General features: G+C 46.1%; 14 protein-coding genes. 5 read left to right on the top strand and 9 right to left on the bottom strand.

All coding sequences use genetic code 11. The features are described 5' to 3' along the window. Window positions 1-73: 73 nt before the first annotated feature. A complete protein-coding gene (locus EMM73_RS03160; RefSeq protein WP_127685001.1) occupies window positions 74-3,067 on the bottom strand; it encodes a TonB-dependent receptor in 2,994 nt (997 codons plus the stop codon). A gap of 221 nt (window positions 3,068-3,288) precedes the next feature. On the opposite strand from EMM73_RS03160, the gene EMM73_RS03155 reads away from it, so the two are divergent. Both EMM73_RS03155 and zapE read left to right on the top strand, forming a co-directional pair. Further along, window positions 3,289-5,322, top strand: a complete 2,034-nt coding sequence (locus tag EMM73_RS03155) for a S9 family peptidase (RefSeq protein ID WP_127685000.1) — start codon at window positions 3,289-3,291, stop codon at window positions 5,320-5,322. Next, window positions 5,319-6,446 (top strand): cell division protein ZapE, encoded by a 1,128-nt coding sequence (gene zapE / locus EMM73_RS03150; protein ID WP_127684999.1) that lies wholly within the window; start codon window positions 5,319-5,321, stop codon window positions 6,444-6,446. The genes EMM73_RS03155 and zapE overlap by 4 nt, the downstream gene beginning before the upstream one ends. Window positions 6,447-6,462: 16 nt before the next feature. Here zapE and EMM73_RS03145 read toward each other — a convergent pair whose 3' ends face one another. Then, window positions 6,463-7,599, bottom strand: a complete 1,137-nt coding sequence (locus EMM73_RS03145) for a DUF1624 domain-containing protein (protein ID WP_127684998.1) — start codon at window positions 7,597-7,599, stop codon at window positions 6,463-6,465. A gap of 129 nt (window positions 7,600-7,728) precedes the next feature. Then, entirely contained in the window at window positions 7,729-9,795 is a 2,067-nt protein-coding gene (locus EMM73_RS03140) for a TonB-dependent siderophore receptor (RefSeq protein WP_261373311.1), read from the bottom strand. A 232-nt stretch (window positions 9,796-10,027) separates the two neighbouring features. Between EMM73_RS03140 and EMM73_RS03135 the strand changes: the two genes are divergently transcribed. Further along, the gene (locus tag EMM73_RS03135) at window positions 10,028-10,768 is read left to right on the top strand and encodes a DedA family protein (protein WP_127684996.1); all 741 of its coding nucleotides are present in this window, start codon (window positions 10,028-10,030) and stop codon (window positions 10,766-10,768) included. A 57-nt stretch (window positions 10,769-10,825) separates the two neighbouring features. On the opposite strand, the gene EMM73_RS03130 is transcribed toward EMM73_RS03135, so the two are convergent. Further along, window positions 10,826-11,413 carry a GNAT family N-acetyltransferase gene (locus EMM73_RS03130; RefSeq protein WP_127684995.1) on the bottom strand — a complete coding sequence of 196 codons (588 nt, stop codon included), beginning with the start codon at window positions 11,411-11,413 and terminating at the stop codon, window positions 10,826-10,828. Window positions 11,414-11,449: 36 nt separating this feature from the next. Then, the gene (locus EMM73_RS03125) at window positions 11,450-12,355 is read right to left on the bottom strand and encodes a LysR family transcriptional regulator (protein WP_261373309.1); all 906 of its coding nucleotides are present in this window, start codon (window positions 12,353-12,355) and stop codon (window positions 11,450-11,452) included. Window positions 12,356-12,451: 96 nt separating this feature from the next. Here EMM73_RS03125 and EMM73_RS03120 point away from each other — a divergent pair, with 96 nt between their 5' ends. Further along, window positions 12,452-13,459 (top strand): zinc-binding alcohol dehydrogenase family protein, encoded by a 1,008-nt coding sequence (locus EMM73_RS03120; RefSeq protein WP_127684993.1) that lies wholly within the window; start codon window positions 12,452-12,454, stop codon window positions 13,457-13,459. Window positions 13,460-13,475: 16 nt separating this feature from the next. Here EMM73_RS03120 and EMM73_RS03115 read toward each other — a convergent pair whose 3' ends face one another. After that, window positions 13,476-13,901: a methylglyoxal synthase gene (locus EMM73_RS03115; protein ID WP_127684992.1), complete on the bottom strand. Its 426-nt coding sequence runs from the start codon at window positions 13,899-13,901 to the stop codon at window positions 13,476-13,478. Window positions 13,902-14,172: 271 nt separating this feature from the next. After that, on the bottom strand, window positions 14,173-15,648 hold the full coding sequence (gene ilvC / locus EMM73_RS03110) for a ketol-acid reductoisomerase (RefSeq protein WP_127684991.1): 1,476 nt from the start codon (window positions 15,646-15,648) through the stop codon (window positions 14,173-14,175). 170 nt (window positions 15,649-15,818) lie between these two features. Here ilvC and ilvY point away from each other — a divergent pair, with 170 nt between their 5' ends. Continuing rightward, window positions 15,819-16,703: an HTH-type transcriptional activator IlvY gene (gene ilvY, locus EMM73_RS03105; protein ID WP_127684990.1), complete on the top strand. Its 885-nt coding sequence runs from the start codon at window positions 15,819-15,821 to the stop codon at window positions 16,701-16,703. Window positions 16,704-16,746: 43 nt separating this feature from the next. On the opposite strand, the gene EMM73_RS03100 is transcribed toward ilvY, so the two are convergent. Next, window positions 16,747-17,202, bottom strand: a complete 456-nt coding sequence (locus EMM73_RS03100; protein ID WP_222422584.1) for a ClpXP protease specificity-enhancing factor — start codon at window positions 17,200-17,202, stop codon at window positions 16,747-16,749. Continuing rightward, complete coding sequence (sspA, locus tag EMM73_RS03095) at window positions 17,202-17,840, bottom strand: stringent starvation protein SspA (protein ID WP_127684988.1); 639 nt, start codon at window positions 17,838-17,840, stop codon at window positions 17,202-17,204. Before sspA ends, EMM73_RS03100 begins: the two co-directional genes overlap by 1 nt. Window positions 17,841-17,861: the final 21 nt, after the last annotated feature.

The raw sequence follows: 17,861 nt of genomic DNA, 5'->3' as shown, positions 1-17,861 counted from the left end.
TACTTCCAAAAAAAAAGCCGGAGCGGGTTGGCTCCGGCTTACATCTTTACCACAAGTTCATCAGCTTCGCTGATTAGAACTTAATTTCTGCACTCAAACGAACATAACGAGGCGTTTGGAACGAGGTTGGTAAGCCATATAATGCGCTTGCCGTACCTAAATAGCCGCCATAAGTTGGGCTATCTTCATCCAAATCGTCTTCTAAGTAAATTTCGTTAATTTCATTCACCTGAGTTGCTTTCAGGTTATTAAACAGGTTGAACACGTCAGCACGGAAAATAACGTCAGTACCGTTAAAGTCCATAGCGTAAGTTGCTGTCAGATCCAAATTCCAGGTGCTTGGCGTGCGGCCTTCTGAACCACGTGATACTAACTGGCCATCTTTAACAAAAGACTCTGCTTCGTATAAAGTGGCGAAAGCATCAGTAGGGTGGAAACCAAATGAGTTACGCGGACGACCTGACTCCCAACGGAAGTTTGCACCTATGTTGAAATCTTCAGTCAGCGCATAAGAGGCCTGTACTTTCACCATATGACGACGATCGTTTGGCAGATTACCGCTGGCACCATCAACCAGACCTGGTTGGTCGAAGTTGGTGGTTAAACCCGCGTCATCCTGGTCGTTATCAGAGCGGACGAAACCTTCACTGTTACCCCAGCTATGAGCCCAGGTATAAGTTGCGTCTAACATCCAGACTTGGTCAAAAGCCCGGCTGATGTTGAAGTCTATTGCGGCAGTTTTACGTGTAGCCTCTGGATAACCCAGTAAATTACCTGGGATAGTGTATTGCTGAAACGGTAAATCACCGTCATCACCATCCGGATCTGTGGTGATGGTTACATCTTGACCTGGATTGGTCAATACGTAGTAATGGAAACCAGAACACAGAGTACAGCTTGAACCAAATTCCTGTTCTACATACTTATTAAAGCCATAATCTATAGCAACGTCTTCCAGCGAACTTTTCAGATCGCGGTAACTACCTTTCACGCCAAAAGACCAGCTGTCATCCAACATAGTTTCAAAGCCCAGGATAAACTCATCCTGATACATTGGATCTATATCAGCGTTGACCGTCTCGCCAGTGCCTTTTAATTGACCGTTTGAATAAGTGGTTCTGCTAATAGGGTTTGCTAAATCAACAACAGGCGAGAAATCATCATTCACACCTAACAGGTTATAGGTTGTTAAAGTGTATAACTCATCACCAGCTAAACGGATATTGGTATTAGTAGCTACGGGCAGGAAATAACGACCATAGTTAGCAAATACTTTCGATTCGCCATCACCTTTCAGGTCATAAGCTAAACCTAGGCGAGGTGCCCATTGGTCCTGAATATCAACAAATTTTTCACCAGCTTTGTTGTAGTTTTCAAAACCTTCGTTCCGTAAGCCGATACGAGCAGTCAGTTGGTCTGTAACACTCCAGGTATCCTGAATATAATAAGCATTGGATTTGGTTTCGAATGAACCTGCATTGCGATAAGTATTAAAACGCACTCGGGCACACTGTGCATTTTTCAGATCACGTTGAGCAATAGCTTCACGGTTTGCACAAGCTATATATTGGTAAAGTGAACCACTACCTACACGGTACGTGTCTTCTTCAGCTGTCAGATTTTCGTAGTCAATACCAAAACGTAAAGTATGATCTTCATGCACAAACCAGTCTACGTCAAAACGATAAGCTTTACGCTCGTCGTTCATTTCGGAGTCTGTGGCTAAACCATATTGAGTTAACTGAATACCTGACGTTAAGTCAGTTGCACCCACTACAGAATCACCAGCGTTGACGTCACTGTATGTGGCCTTGTTCACACCGTATAAAGCACTAATGGTTAATTCGTCTGATAGAATACCAGTGTACTGGGCGGCGTAAGATCTGCCACCTTCCTTCTGAATGTAGTCACCAAACAAATCACCACGTTGGTCAGTACCAAAGTTATAAGCATACTTGCTAACATTCAGGTCGTTGGAGTTGTCCCAGCCTGTAAATTCCAGAATATGGTTCTGAGTAATATACCAGTCAATTTTACCGGCATACAAAGTATCACCAACGTCGCGGTCATAGGTCAGAGTGGCTGTAGAGAGGTCGCTTACACGATCTTTATAGTTCACTAAACCAAAAAAGAACAACTTATCTTCGATCAGAGCGCCACTTGCCCATAAGTTGTAGTTGTTTTCACCCACTTTGTTTCTGCTATTAGTTTCATAAAATGGTGTACCATTCTCAGCAATAGCTGCAGCATCGGTCAAAATAACATCAGGGCTACTTGCGCGCAGCGAGGAAGGTTCGAAATAAGCGCTGGCGCCACCTTTGAATTCATTGGAACCTGACTTAGTACGAGCATTGATCACACCACCGGTGGAGCGGCCGAATTCTGCTGAATAACCACCAGTTTTGACTTCAAAACTTTCGTACATCTCAAATGGCAATTCAGAACCACCCAGACCATTACGGAAGTTAGTCACGTTTAAACCGTTTACGTAGTAAGCATTTTCACCGACAGATGCGCCACCAAAAGAAGCATGGTTACCAAAGTCAGAATCACCTTTAGTAGTGCCAGGAGCTAATAATGCAACAGAAGCAAGGTCACGAGGCACAGGAATACGGCTTAAAAACTCGGTGTTCACTACAATTTCAGCTTCTGAGGATAAAGTATCAATAGTAGCAATGCTCGAACCACGTACTTGGATCGATTCGATATTACCTTCAGGTGGCATCACCAGATTCATGTTGGTATTACCACCAACACGCACATTGACTTTTTCTTCCGCTAATACACCAAAACCATTTTTTGTCGCTTTGAGTGAATAGGCGCCTGGTGGTAACAGCGGGAAACGGTAGCTACCGTTGCCGCTTGAGGACACTGTACGTGTTAAACCTGTTTCTAAGTTTACTATGGTAATTTCAACATCGCTGACGACCTGACCATTTTGATCTTGAGCCTGACCGACCAGAGTTCCGCGAGAAGCATCCTGCGCCATGGCAGGAGTGATAGAACCTAAAGAAGCAGCTACAGCCAAAGCTGTAATAGTTCTGCTAAAAACATTGTTATTTTTCATTTATGTTCACCTGGATTAATTATTATCATGTGTGAAGTCTTTTTCACACTAAAGTTGTTTTAACATCAGAAACATCCTGTTACAAGGCTATTTTTTCTTATGGGATACAAATTTTGAACCTTTTTAAAAAGTTGAAAATGAGAGATAAGCCCAAAACTCAGACTTTATAAGCCCTGGCTTTAACGTTATGCTGTTTACCCCAACCGAAAAGCTTATTAAAGATGAAAAAAATTCCACTGTTATTCACCGCATTTTTTCTTCTGCCCTTTCAAACCTTGTCGTTGGAACCTCTGACAGCCAAGCATTTATGGCAAGTTGAAAGGCCAGGAGCTTTAACTTTATCCCCCAATGGTCAGCAACTGGCACTGACTGTCACCCGTTATGACTTAACGACAGATAAAGGCGATGCCGATACTCATATTCTGGATCTTCGTACCCAGCAACTGACCGCCTTAACCCAACATCCGGATTCGGACAGTGCGCCAGCCTGGAGCCCGGACGGTCGTCAACTGGTGTTTTTATCCAAACGCGGCAATGAACATAATCAGCTGTTTTTATTGCCTTTAACTGGCGGGGAAGCCAAAGCCTTAACTAAATTACCTGTCGCAGTTCAGCAGCCACAATGGTTTCCTGATGGCCAGCGTATTTTGTTTCTGGCCAGTGTGCCTAAAGGCTTTAATGGCGATTTTGTTGCTTTAGCCGAACAACTGAAACAACGAAAAGACAATAAAGTGACAGCAAAAGTGACGGAAAACAGAGTCTACCGGCACTGGGATCGCTGGTTAACCGACGACAGTTATCCGCATTTATTTAGTATCAATATTCACACAGGTGAAATTGCCGATTTAACCCCAGGCTGGGATCGCTGGTTTAGCTTAAATGGCGACGCAGAGTTTGATATTTCGATGGATGGTCGTCAGATTGCCGTCAGCGCTGTTACCAGTGCGCCGCCTTTTGATCAGATTAATCACGATATTTTAATTGTGAAAACCGACGGCTCAGGTGAGTTTGTTAATATCACAGCAGATAACCCTGCCAGTGATAACAACCCTAAATTCAGCCCGGACGGTAAAAGTCTGGTGTATGGCGCCCAGCGCAGTACCTTTTTTACCGCAGATAATAACCAGCTGATCCGTTTTGATTTTAAACCGGGGCAAAAAACCAATTTAACCAAAGACTGGGATATTTCAGCGGATGATTGGGAATTTGGTCCAAACGGCACTTTGTATTTCCGCGCTGCGGACAAAGCAAAGTCTGCACTGTACAGCATGCCGCTGGCTGGTGGTCAGGTGCAACAACTGTTGCGTCAGGCCGATATCAGCCAGCTGCAAGTGGGTCAACAGCAGCAACTGTACATGGTGCAACACAGCATGAACCAGATGCCGGAAGTCTATAGTCTGGACAATAAAGGCCGCACTTTAAAACAGCTCAGCCGGTTAAATCAGGAACTGCAGCAAAGCATCCATTGGGGTAAAACCGAAGATATCAGTTTTGCCGGAGCCGATGGCAAAATGGTGCAGGCCTACATTACTTATCCGCCTAACTTTGATGCCAGTAAAAAATGGCCTTTGCTGAATGTATTACATGGTGGCCCACACAGTTACTCAGGAGACAGCTTCAGTTACCGCTGGAACTCTCAGGTATTTGCTGCCGCTGGCTATGTGGTGATCCAACCGAACTTCCACGGTTCTACCAGCTTTGGTCAGGCTTTTGCGGAGTCTATTCATGGCGAACACCCGCTTAAACCTTTTATGGACAGTGAAGCCGCTGTGGATTATATGCTTTCGCGTGGTTTTATCGACGCGACTCGTTTAGCTGCAGCAGGCGGCAGCTATGGTGGTTATCTGGTGAGCTGGATTGCAGGTCATACCGACAGGTACAAAGCGCTGATTAACCATGCCGGTGTGTATAACTTGATGGGCCAGTTTGCTTCAGATGGTACCTCACACCGGGTGCATGCTTATGGCGGCGCGCCCTGGAGTGGACTGGACACTATGCTGCAGTGGAGCCCGGCCATGTTTGCCGATAAGTTTGTCACCCCTATGCTTATTATGCATGGTGAGCAGGATTATCGAGTGCCAGTGACTCAGGGGCTGGAGATTTATGGCGTCTATAAAGGCAAAGGTTTAGATGCGCGTTTGGTGTATTTCCCCAATGAAAACCACTGGATTTTAAAACCCAATAACTCCATTTTCTGGTTTAACGAATTCACCAGTTGGTTAAAACGTTATGTACCGGCTGGACCTACAGATTGAGTTCTGACTCTTTAACCTCGCTTTATCAGCAAAAGGTCCAGCAGGGCCTGTTGTTATATGACGAGCCTCAATATCAGGCGATAGTGGCGTTGCAGCAAATTGCAGATCAATTGGTTTGTGGCATGCCAACTTTGGGCTTGTATCTGTATGGCCCCGTAGGTCGTGGCAAAACTATGCTGATGGATTTGTTTTACCAGCAGTTGGCTGTGGATGGCAAAATCAGACTGCATTTTCATCATTTTATGGCGCGGGTGCACCAGGAACTCAAGCTGCATCAGGGCGAAGCCGATCCTTTATTGCAAATCGCCAGAGACTGGGCGCAACAATACAAAGTGCTGTGTTTTGACGAGTTCTTTGTCAACGACATAGGCGACGCTATGTTACTGGGCACCTTATGGCGTTACTTGTTTCAAAGCGGAGTAGTGCTGGTCACCACCTCCAATGCAGCACCGGAAGAGCTGTATAAAAACGGCCTGCAACGTCAGCGTTTTTTGCCCACTATTGATTTACTGCGCCAGCATTGCAAGGTTGTAACGCTGGATAACGGCATAGATTACCGCCGCTTAAAGCAAAGCCCGATGCGGTATTACCAGCAAGCTGGTACTGCAGCAGAGCTAAAACAGCAGGCGCAGCAACTCTTTGGTGAAGTGCAGCCTCTGCCCCACTTTGAACTCTTAGGGCGAAGTTTTCCGGCCTTATGGAGTAACGAACAGATCATCGGCTTTGATTTTATGGCGCTCTGCTCCGGACCACGCAGTCAGCTGGATTATATGCAGCTGGCAAGCCGTTACCAAGCCATAGCAGTGTTTGATGTACCGCAATTCAGCGCTGTGTCGGACACTGCTAATTTGCATGGTGTGGAAGACAGCTATCAGCGTGAGCATCAGGATATTTATATTAGTAAGCTAGACAACGAAGCCCGGCGTTTTATTGCCTTGGTGGATGAATGTTATGACAGAGGCTGCTTGTTACTGCTGACCTCAGCTGTGGCTATTTCAGACTTGTATCAGGCGAAACAGCTGGAGTTTGCTTTTGCCCGTTGTGAGTCACGTTTATATGAAATGCAACAGTGGCAAGCTGCTGCGGCTGGCCAAGGCCAAACCACAGCAGCTGCTTTATCCTGAGTTACAACTAACTTCTCTATAAATAACGAATCCAGGCCTGTTGGCTGCGTTTTTTATACAAAGAGAACTGCTTAGTTGGGTAATACAAAGCTGCAGCTAACAGCACAGTGGTCAGCCAGATCCAGCCCATATGCTCCATGCCAAACCTGTCTCCCTGATTCGCGCCAAACAGCGTTAATAAACCCCAGTGCAGCGCCAGCAATACATACAAATGCAGTATGTAGAAAAACATAGGAGCAGAACCAAAGTTCACCAGTACTTGGCTCCACTTACCTTGTTGTTTTTCCAGAGCAAAGAGCAATAAAAACATCAGCCCTAAAGTCACCAGCAAAAAATTTAACGAAGGTGGATACTTGGTCAGATTTAATAGTGACATCAGGCTGGTGATAAAGTCTGGATACAACTGCCAATCCAGGGGTTCACCATAGATGTTAAAACCGCGCAGCAGCACGAACAGCACTAAACAGCTGGCTCCTATCTGCAACAATAAAGTGCCGCGACGTTCTGCAGACAGAGTTTTACTGTATAAAGGCCCCGTCAGATACCCCAGAACAATCACGCCTATCCAGGGTAATACCGGATAACTGGCCCTAATTTTAATAGCGCCTTCGCTCACCAGATAATTGCGGTCGTGCAAAATGGTCCAGAGTGTATAACCCCATTCATCCGGCTGGAAATTGATAGGCGTCAGCAGGTTGTGCCCAAAGACTATGGCAAAACCCAGCACAGCCAACACAGCTTTTGGCCACTGATTCACCAGCGCCAGCACCACCATACTCACGCCAATGGCCCAAATCACCTGCAACCAAATGGTGTCATAGTTTCCCATCCAGGCAAGGGGCAACACTATCCATTCCAATGCTATCAGGAACAGCCCCCTTTTTAGCAAAAAGCTACGCGGGGAACGCGCTGGGCCATTAGCCGGATTGGCATACAACCAAGCCGATAAACCAGTTAAAAACACAAATACCGGCGCACATAAATGCGCAGCAAAACGGCTGAAAAACAGGCCTACAGACGTAATATCAAGATCCATAGGATCCGACACCTGCAGGTGATAAAAAAACCGCTCCCGCACATGGTCCAGCAACATAATCAACATCACCAGACCACGCATCATATCGATGCTGTCGATGCGACTGCGGATAATCATTTCCCAACCCCTAAGTAATTGACGTTGTGGCGAGGCGACAAGAGTGTGAGCCCCCAGGAGCATAGAAGTCCTATGTGACTGGGGCGAGAGCTCGCGGTCAACGAAGCTACGGCCTCAAGTACGACGGGGTTAGAATGCATAGGTCAGACTCACTTTGTACGAACGAGGCTCGCCTGGCACAGTCCACAGCGCCGAATAGGAGTTATGGATGTAGAATTTATCAAACAGGTTATCGACATTCAGCTGGGCTTTCCAGTTCTGATCCAGATCAGCAGCCCATGACAGGCCAAATAGAGTATGAGACGGCAGCATGTAACTACTGTCGACTGAATCACCTAATCGTTTCGCCACATGATTGACCCGCAAGCCCAAGCGGCTTTCAATAGACCCCAAAGCCAGAACCTGAGTCAGCATCAGGCTGGCATTGTGTTTAGGAATATTCACCAAACGGCTGCCAGCTGGCACATTGACCGCCCAGTCGATGTTAATCATATCGGTCGCAGTTTGGGTATCCAAAAAGGCATAAGACAATTGAGCCGAAAGTTGTTCTGTCAACTGACCTTGTAAGTCCAGTTCAATACCACGACTGGTCGCTTCACCTAAGGTGGCAGCAAAACCTACATTGACTGGATCTGACGTCAGAATATTAGATTTTTTCGCATCAAAGAAAGCGAGCGTGCCTGTGATACCGGCTGCGACAAATTTGCTACCAATTTCATAGGAATCACTTAACTCTGGCTCAAAAGGGTTACCTGCGTAATCAGTACCGCTTAATGGCAGGAAGCCTTCAGAGTAGCTACTGTAAAAACTCAACTGCGGGTTTACTTCATAGACCAAACCAATGCGGGGGCTTAGCTGTGTGCCTTTTTTATCAGACCGGGTGGCTTTTAGCAGCTCCTGAATATCTTGCTGATAGCTATCAAAACGCAATCCCACTAAGACCTTCCAGTTTTGCGTCAGATCCATTTGATCCTGCAGATAGATACCCCAGGCTTGTTGCGACTCCTGATTCTCATACAAAGGCGCCGGAGCAGTCGCAGTGCCACCGTAAACAGGGTTAAAGATATCTAAAGAGTAGGTGCCTTTTGGACCACGAAAACGTGACAATAAGGTATATAAATCATAGTCGTAGCCGTCTGCGCCCATCAGCAGGTGATGCACAATACCAGCAGTATTCAGATGGCCACTCAGCTCAAACCGTACTGATGTATCTTCAGACTGATAATCACGGTAACGGCGCTGCCGGGTTAGGGTTTTACCATCATCAAACAAGGACTGACGAGCTGCAGCTAACTCAGCATCCGAAGAAAAACCGTTCAGTGACGAGTCGCGATAGCCTAAACCTGCTAAAAATGACCAGTCGTCGCTCAGGCTGGTTTCATAAGATAACTGATGACCAACGGCCTCAATTTCAGTAGGGCCATCGCCTGGCTCACCTAAATAACGTGAACGTGGCACTGTATGAAAATCGCCGTTTAATACCACTATACCGCGGTCAAATAACTGCTCTTGCTTCTGGTATTCAAACTCGTACAACAAGGCAGATTTATCATCCAGATCAATACGTACAGAAGGCGTAAATACCTGCTTTTCGCTGCTGACATGATCACGGAAACTACCGTAGTCCTGCACTGCGCCATTGATGCGGACAGCCACATTGTCACTAACGCCATTAGTGTAATCAGCTTCTACTCTATGCTGATCAAAACGCCCTGTAGAGAGTTGCAGATAGCCTTCTTGCTCTTTCTGTGGTTTACGGGTCACCACATTGATAGTACCACCGGGTTCTGAGCGACCATAAAGCGCTGAACCTGGCCCTTTTAAAATTTCCACATATTCCACATTGGATAAGTCGCGATGACCACTAAAACCGCGACCGCCGTTAAAACCATTAATTAAATAACCAGAGGGCATATTTTCATTGCCAGGAAAACCACGCAGCGAAAAACTATCCCACAAGCCACCGCCGTTATTCTGCCGGGAAATGCTGGCTGAAAAATCCAAAGCATCCTGAAAACGAGTTAATGCATTACCTTGAAACAGGCTCTTGTCGATCACTGTAATGGACTGAGGTAAAGACTGAGCCGGAATATCACCACGATAGGCCTGCCGATACAGCACTTCGATACGTTCGATATCTTCCGCCTTTTCTGCCATAGCAACAGGGGCCCAGGCAATAAACCCAAGGGATAACATAAGAAAACAAGGTTTGAAATTTGGCGTTGGCATGATGTTTTGGGTCCAGTAACAACAAAGATGTGGGCTGAATCGATAAAGAAAACGCTGAAATGATACAATATAACATCTCTATTCACCAACATATTTATCTGATCTCTTTGTGGTTCTGGCGGCAAAGTTGCTTGAATATGACCACCTCAGCCCTGATACTAATTGAACAAAGGCTTTTCTCAATCCATGTGAGTAACAGATGGAACAATGGTTACAGCAGCTGCTGACTGACTATCAGGCTTATGCCCTGCTGATTTTATTTTTGCTGACTTTTGCCGAATCTGTGGCGGTATTAGGTTTGCTGGTACCAGGTACAGCCTTGATGTTTAGCTTTGGTGTATTGATTGGTGCTGAACAAATGGATTTTTGGACTGCCTGCCTGACTGCAACAGTGGCGGGGTTAGTTGGGGATTCATTGTCTTATCTGGCTGGACGTAAGTTCAGACCTCAATTAGAAAGCTGGAACTGGTTATCCCGTCAGCAAAAAGAGCTGAATAAAATCAGCGGCGCTTTAGAAAATAATGTCTGGCTGGCAATAGTGGCAGGGCGTTTTATTGGTCCGAGCCGGCCTTTATTACCTTTGTTAGCCGGTATGTTGCAGTTACCGCCATCACGTTACTTTCCGGCAGCAACCCTGGCTTGTTTGTTGTGGCCTGTGGCTTATTTCCTGCCAGGTATTCTGGCTGGTGTCGCCTGGCAACTCAAAGGCACCAACCTGACTTTGTTTTACACTTTGCTGGCAGGCTCAGTACTATTGGCCGTATTAAGCAGCTACTTGCTGAAAAAATACTTGCAGCACAAAGTGCAAGACAAACCTAAACACCACTGGTTTTGGGGTTCTTTAGTTAGTATCTTCCTGACGGCATTTTTGTGTTTTGAATTAAGCCAGCACCCGGCTACGCCTTTGTATTTAAAAGAGTTATCTGGATTGATGTTCTAATTCTATGTTGCATGATGCAATGCCACTTCGTGGCGATTGCATCCTACATTTGACGCCTTAGTCACGGCCTAATTTGGCCAATAAATGCAGTCTGACCGTCGGCCATTCTGCCGCTATGATGGAATAGACCACAGTGTCACGTACTGAGCCATCTTTTAAAATCATATGCTGGCGCAAGATACCGTCCATTTTGGCACCTAAACGCTCTATGGCTTTGCGTGAGGTGTGATTAAAAAAGTGGGTGCGAAACTCTGCGGCTATAGCCTGATGCTTTTCAAATAAATTACTTAATAACAAAAACTTGGCTTCAGTATTTATGGCTGTGCGTCTGACAGATTCTGCATACCAGGTGTAACCAATTAAAGCCCTTCTGCTCTTTGCATCTACCATATAATAACGACTGGTACCAACTATCTGGCCTGTGGCTTTGCAACGCACTACATAAGGTGAATCCCCTATCACTTTGCTGTCTAAAGCCTCTTGCACATAAGCTGGCATCTCTTCCACTGTCGGCACCATGGCATACCAGAGCTTCCAGCTTTCACCATCAGCAACAGCTTGCTGCAAATCTGCTATATGCGCCAGCGCCATAGGTTCCAACCGGACAAATTCGCCTTCTAAAACCTCATTGTTTAACCACGTCATCTGTGCTCATCCTTTATTGTTGAAGCTTGCCACTCTCTACTCATGCCAATGCTGCCGCAGCTTTTGCAGCAAAAACTCTGATAAAGCTTTTAGCACAGGAGAGGAAGACAGACGCTGCACAGCCAGCAAGTACAAAGGCGCTTGTTCAGTTTGATAGTCAGGTAACAACTTCACCAAAGCACCAGAGCGTAAGTCGGATAGAATATCTAAACGGGACTTATAGGCAATACCTAAACCAGCCACAGCCCAACGCCGCACCACGTCACCGTCGTCTGCCACTAAAGCACCACGCACCTGAACCTGCTGCAATTGCCCGTCAAGCCAGAACTGCCATTTGCTATGCACTGCCTCACCCAATACCAGCTGTAACACCTGATACGAGCTAATGTCTTGTGGTCGCTCTGGAGCGCCACAACGGCGGATATAATCAGGGGAAGCGCAAAGCACCCTATGATTATCCGGCACTAAAGGCATAGCTATCAGCTGCGAGTCTTTAGGCTCACCATAACGTAGAGCCAAATCCACAGGCTGACGACCTAAATCAGCCAGCCTGTCACTGACACGGATTTTCAGCTGCAGTTTAGCATGTTGTTGCTGAAATTCCGCCAGCCACAGCACCAGGTTGTTACGACCAAAATCCGAGGGTACAGACAATGTCAGCTCACCGGATAACTGTTCTTTACCTAGTTGCAATAACTGCTGACCTTGCCCCAATAGCTGGATCGCCTGACGCGCATAATCCAGGTAGGCCATACCTGCTGTGGTTAATCTCAAACTGCGGGTAGAACGCAAAAGCAGTTGAGTATTCAACTGCTGCTCCAACCGTTTTAACGCCACACTGGCTAGCGCAGGCGAAAGGTCCAGCTCACGTGCAGCTGCGGAAATAGAGCCTAAATCAGCTGTTAATACAAAAAGCTGTAAATCATCGGTTCTAAGCATCATTATCAAGTTATTTTTGAAACTGAATCCAAATCTAGCATATTTTTCTAAATAGTCAGCGCCTTTACACTAGCTCTATTAATCCAATGGAGTATCCAGATGAAAGCCATAGTGTATAGCCAGAATTTACCAGCTACAGATCCGCAATCTTTGTACGACGCAGAGTTACCTACCCCAACACCAGGCGAACATGATCTGCTGGTTGCGGTAAAAGCAGTTTCTGTGAATCCGGTCGATACCAAAATCCGCCGTAACGCCGACACCCAAGGCCAGCAAAGAGTGTTAGGCTGGGACGCTGCCGGTGTCGTGGTAGCAGTGGGCAGTGCAGTGACTAACTTTAAAGCAGGTGATGAAGTTTGGTACGCAGGTGCTATTGATAAACCTGGTTCAAACAGCGAGTTTCAGTTGGTGGACCAGCGTATTGTCAGCTTTAAGCCAAAAAGCTTAAGTTTTACCGAAGCCGCAGCTCTGCCGTTAACAGCTATCACAGCATGGGAGCTGTTATTTGACCGGTTTGAACTGAATGAACATAACACTAAAGGCAAATCTCTGCTAGTGATTGGCGCTGCCGGCGGCGTAGGCTCAGTGCTGTTGCAACTGGCACGGCAAAAAACTCAGTTAAAGGTGATTGGTACGGCATCACGATCAGAGACTAGTGAATGGGTAAAGACCTTAGGTGCAGATTTAGTATTGGATCATAAAAAACCTATGGCAGCACAATTGAATGCACTTGGTCAGCCGGAAGTCGATTATGTGATCAGCCTTACCCACACTGCACAGCACTTTAATGACATACTAGAACTGATCAAACCTCAGGGCAAACTGGCACTGATTGATGATCCAGAGCCAATTGATGTAAGACCAATGAAACGCAAAAGTTTGTCGCTGCACTGGGAGCTAATGTTTACCCGATCTTTGTATCAAACCGAAGATATGATTGCTCAGCAGCAGCTATTACAACAGGTTGCGGATATGGTCGATGCTGGCTTGTTAAAAACCACCCTGAACTCAGACTTTGGCAAAATTAACGCTGAAAATCTGCGTAAGGCCCATCAGATGCTGGAAAGCCAACAAACTATTGGCAAACTGGTACTGACAGGCTTTTAACTTAACGGTGAAAGACTCAGCGCAATCTGTTGTTGTGGGCGGAAAAGTCCGGCACAGTGCGCTGATAGTCTTGCCCTACTAATTTTGATGTAACAATGAAATCCGCTGTGGCTTTATTACAGGCCACAGGGATATTCCAGACCACAGCTAAACGGATCAGCGCCTTTACATCAGGATCATGAGGCTGAGACGACAGCGGATCCCAAAAAAACACCAGCCAGTCAATTTTCTGTTCGGCAATTAAAGCACCAATTTGCTGGTCGCCACCCAAAGGACCGCTGGCCAGACATAAAACCTCTTTGTTTAATGCCTCATTCAGTAAACGGCCCGTAGTACCTGTCGCTATCAGTTCTTTATCCTGGAAAAATTCTGAGTGTTCTTTAACCCAGGCCAGTAATTCAGCCTTTTTCCCATCATGTGCTACTAAAGCTATAGATTTCATTGTTGTCCCCCTTAAGATTGCTGCCAGCATACACCGGGTTTTGCATAGCGTTCAGCACACTTTACCAAAGTAATTACTGTTGCAGTCAACAACGCTGCGGCTGCAAGTACGAAGGTCAAAAAATTGCAGGAGCAATTTTTAACATCGGAGCAAAGCGACGATGGCCCGACAGGGTGAGCGCCATGGATGGCTGCGAATAAAAAAAAGCCCGGCAAAAAGCCGGGCAAACAACCAAGGTCCACGTAAAAACTCGGTACTTGGGATTAATCTATCAACCGACGATTTTTTTCATCGCGGTCATATAGCCCCTTAACTTTTTGCCAACCAGCTCTACAGGGTGCTGGCGTATTGCTTCGTTCACAGCAATCAGGCGAATGTTGTCGACACCATTGGCAGCAGAGCTTAAGCCCTTACCCACATACTCGGTGCTCAGCGTGTTGACGAAATCACGTAACAGCGGCACTGCAGCGTTACTGAACAGATAGTTACCATATTCAGCGGTGTCAGAAATCACCACGTTCATTTCATACAAACGTTTACGCGCTATGGTATTGGCGATCAAAGGCGTTTCATGCAGTGACTCGTAGTACGCTGATTCTTCAACAATACCTGCAGCAACCATGGTTTCAAATGCCAGCTCAACTCCAGCTTTCACCATAGCGACAAACAAAATGCCGCGGTCGAAGTAATCCTGTTCTGGAATTTGCTCGCTGGAAACAGGTGCGTTTTCAAAACCAGATTGACGAGTCTCTTCGCGCCAACCGAACAGCTGCTTATCATCATTGGCCCAGTCGGCCATCATAGTGCGGGAGAATTCACCGCTGATGATATCGTCCATATGTTTTTCAAACAGCGGACGTAAAGTTACTTTTAATTCTTCAGCTAAATCATAAGCTTTGATTTTCGCCGGGTTCGACAAACGGTCCATCATATGAGTGATGCCACCGTGCTTTAAAGCTTCAGTCACAGTTTCCCAGCCAAACTGGATTAACTTAGCGGCGTAACCAGGTTCGACACCTTCAGCCACTAACTTGTCATACGCCAGAATAGAGCCGGTTTGTAACATGCCACATAAAATGGTCTGTTCACCCATTAAATCGGACTTCACTTCAGCGACGAAAGACGACTCTAAGACACCGGCACGATCACCACCAGTTGCAGAAGCATAAGCCTTGGCAATTTCTAAACCCAAACCTTTAGGGTCGTTTTCAGGATGCACTGCAATCAGCGTTGGTACACCAAAGCCACGTTTGTATTCTTCACGTACTTCAGTACCTGGGCATTTAGGCGCCACCATCACTACAGTGATGTCTTTACGAATTTGTGTACCTTCTTCAACAATGTTGAAACCGTGCGAATAAGCTAAAGTTGCACCTTGTTTCATCAATGGCATCACAGCTTTTACAACAGAGGTATGCTGTTTATCCGGCGTCAGGTTTAATACTAAATCTGCGGTTGGGATTAACTCTTCGTAAGTACCCACTTTAAAACCATTGTCAGAAGCGTTTTGGAACGACTTACGTTTGGCGGCAATAGCTTCAGCACGCAAGGCATAAGAAATATCGATGCCTGAGTCGCGCATATTCAGGCCTTGGTTTAAGCCCTGAGCACCGCAACCTACAATCACCACTTTCCAGCCTTTTAATAAATCAGAGCCTTTAGCAAACTCTTCTTTGGCCATAAAACGGCATTTACCTAACTGTTTTAACTGCTGACGCAAATTTAATGTATTGAAGTAGTTACTCATAACAAATCCCAACGAATTCTTTAGCTGGCTAACTATGGGCTCAGCGTAACAGGGCAGAGAAGTCATGCACTGTTTTGATGCCTTTGAGAATAAAACAGTGCAATGATTGCGTGAAGTGATATATTCACAATATAGTATTTCACTTTATGCAACACAGGATTTATACCTAAGTGGATATTCGCAACGCTCAGCTTTTCTTGCATCTGGCCAGCAGCCTGAACTTCGCCCGTACCAGCGAACAAATGTATGTCAGCCCCTCTACCCTAAGCCGTGTGATCCAACGTATGGAAGAAGAGTTAAACGTCGAGTTGTTTCAGCGGGATAATAGGTCAGTGCGGCTAACCTTAGCGGGCCAGAAAGTACAGGCTTTTGTGAAGAGTTATTTAGAACAATGGCATCAACTACAAATTGATCTGAGCGAGACCAGTGCGTCATTAAGTGGTGAAATCCGGCTGTTTTGCACTGTCACAGCAAGCTTTAGTCACCTTCCGGCTATATTGGATAAATTCCGCTTGGTGTGCCCTTTGGCTGAAATAAAGCTGATTACCGGAGACGCGTCAGCTGCATTGGAGAAAGTAAAACAAGATGAAGCCGACATAGCGCTCGCTGTGTATCCAGAGCATTTCCCGCTGAACATGGCGTTTCGCAGCATAGCCAAGGTACCGCTGCAGCTGATAGCACCAGTGATCCCCTGTAAAACCAACGATCTACTCAATCAAAGCCCTATTCCTTGGGACTCAGTACCTTTTATTTTGCCTGAGCATGGTCCGGTCAGAAGTCGTTTTGAGCTATGGCGCAAAGCCCGTATTGCGGAGCCCAAGGTCGTAGCTAAAGTAGAGGGTCATGAAGCTATGGTCAGTATGGTGGCTTTAGGCACGGGAGTGGCGTTGGTGCCTGCTATAGTAGCCCAGCAAAGCCCTGCCAGAGACAGAGTCAGATATTTAACTCAAGGCGATGAATTTGCGCCTTTTGATTTAGGTTTGTGTACTTTGTCAAAGCGACTGCATGAGCCGTTATTAAGAGCATTCTGGCAGGTTGCATCCGAGCTGATCTAGCTCAGATGCTATGAAGATTTAATGAAATGAGCACACTGTCAGCTTATTTCACGATACGCAGATGAGAGACTTTTTTGCCTTGGTTGGGATCAGTAGGCTCATCATCAGGCGGCGTTTGAGCGTCGCTTTCCATCTCTTCGCTACCTGAGATAGCGTCCAAATGATGAAAATCATCATCGCCATCTTCTTCTGCGTCAAACATAGTGCCTGCACCATTTTCGCGGGCATAAATAGCCAGCACAGCTTTGATAGGCACAGTCAGCGCAAAAGGTTTACCACCAAAACGGGCGTTAAAGGTAATCACATCATTACCCATTAACATATTGCCTACTGCTGACGGCAGAATATTCAGCACAATCTGGCCGTTCTGAATATGTTGAGTTGGTACTTTACAGCCTTGAATAGCAGCATTTACCACCAGATAAGGGGTCAAATTGTTATCCACTATCCATTCGTAAAAAGCCCGGATTAAATAAGGCTTATTCGGGGTCATCTCCATCAGTAACCGTGCCCCCGACGAATTTCACGTTCGGCTTCAGTTAACGATTGCTGAAAGCCATCGCGTTCAAAAATACGGGTCATATAAGTTTGTAATAACTTGCTGCCGGCTCCAGTCAGTTCAATATCGAGCATTGGCAAACGCCAGAGTAAAGCCGCCAGATAACAATCAATCAGGCTATATTCTTCACTCATAAAATAAGGATGCTCTTGGAATAAAGGCGCCATGGCCAGCAAACCTTCGCGTAAATCACGACGTGCAATAGCTGCATCTGGGGCATTTTTCAGAATTTTGTCTGCTAAGCCATACCAGTCTTTTTCAATGCGATGCATCATTAAACGTGCATTAGCACGTGCTACAGGATAAACAGGCATCAATGGTGGGTGCGGGAAACGCTCGTCCAGGTATTCGTTAATAATATCGGCTTTAAATAAAGCTAAATCTCTGTCCATCAAAGTAGGCAAAGAACCATAAGGATTAACCTCGTAGACATCTTCAGGCAGACTATCTGTACTCACCTGCATAATATCGACTGTGACGCCTTTCTCCGCCAGTACCATTCTGACCTGATGACAGTACATGTCATTGGCTGTTGAAAACAAGGTCATCACAGCACGTCTGTTGGCAGAAATCGCCATAGGATCCTCCGGTTATAAGCA

It is taken from the genome of Rheinheimera sediminis, assembly GCF_004005375.1.
GTDB lineage: Bacteria > Pseudomonadota > Gammaproteobacteria > Enterobacterales > Alteromonadaceae > Pararheinheimera.
Note: the sequence above shows the minus strand (reverse complement) of the source record. Positions and strands in the feature narration are given on the sequence as shown.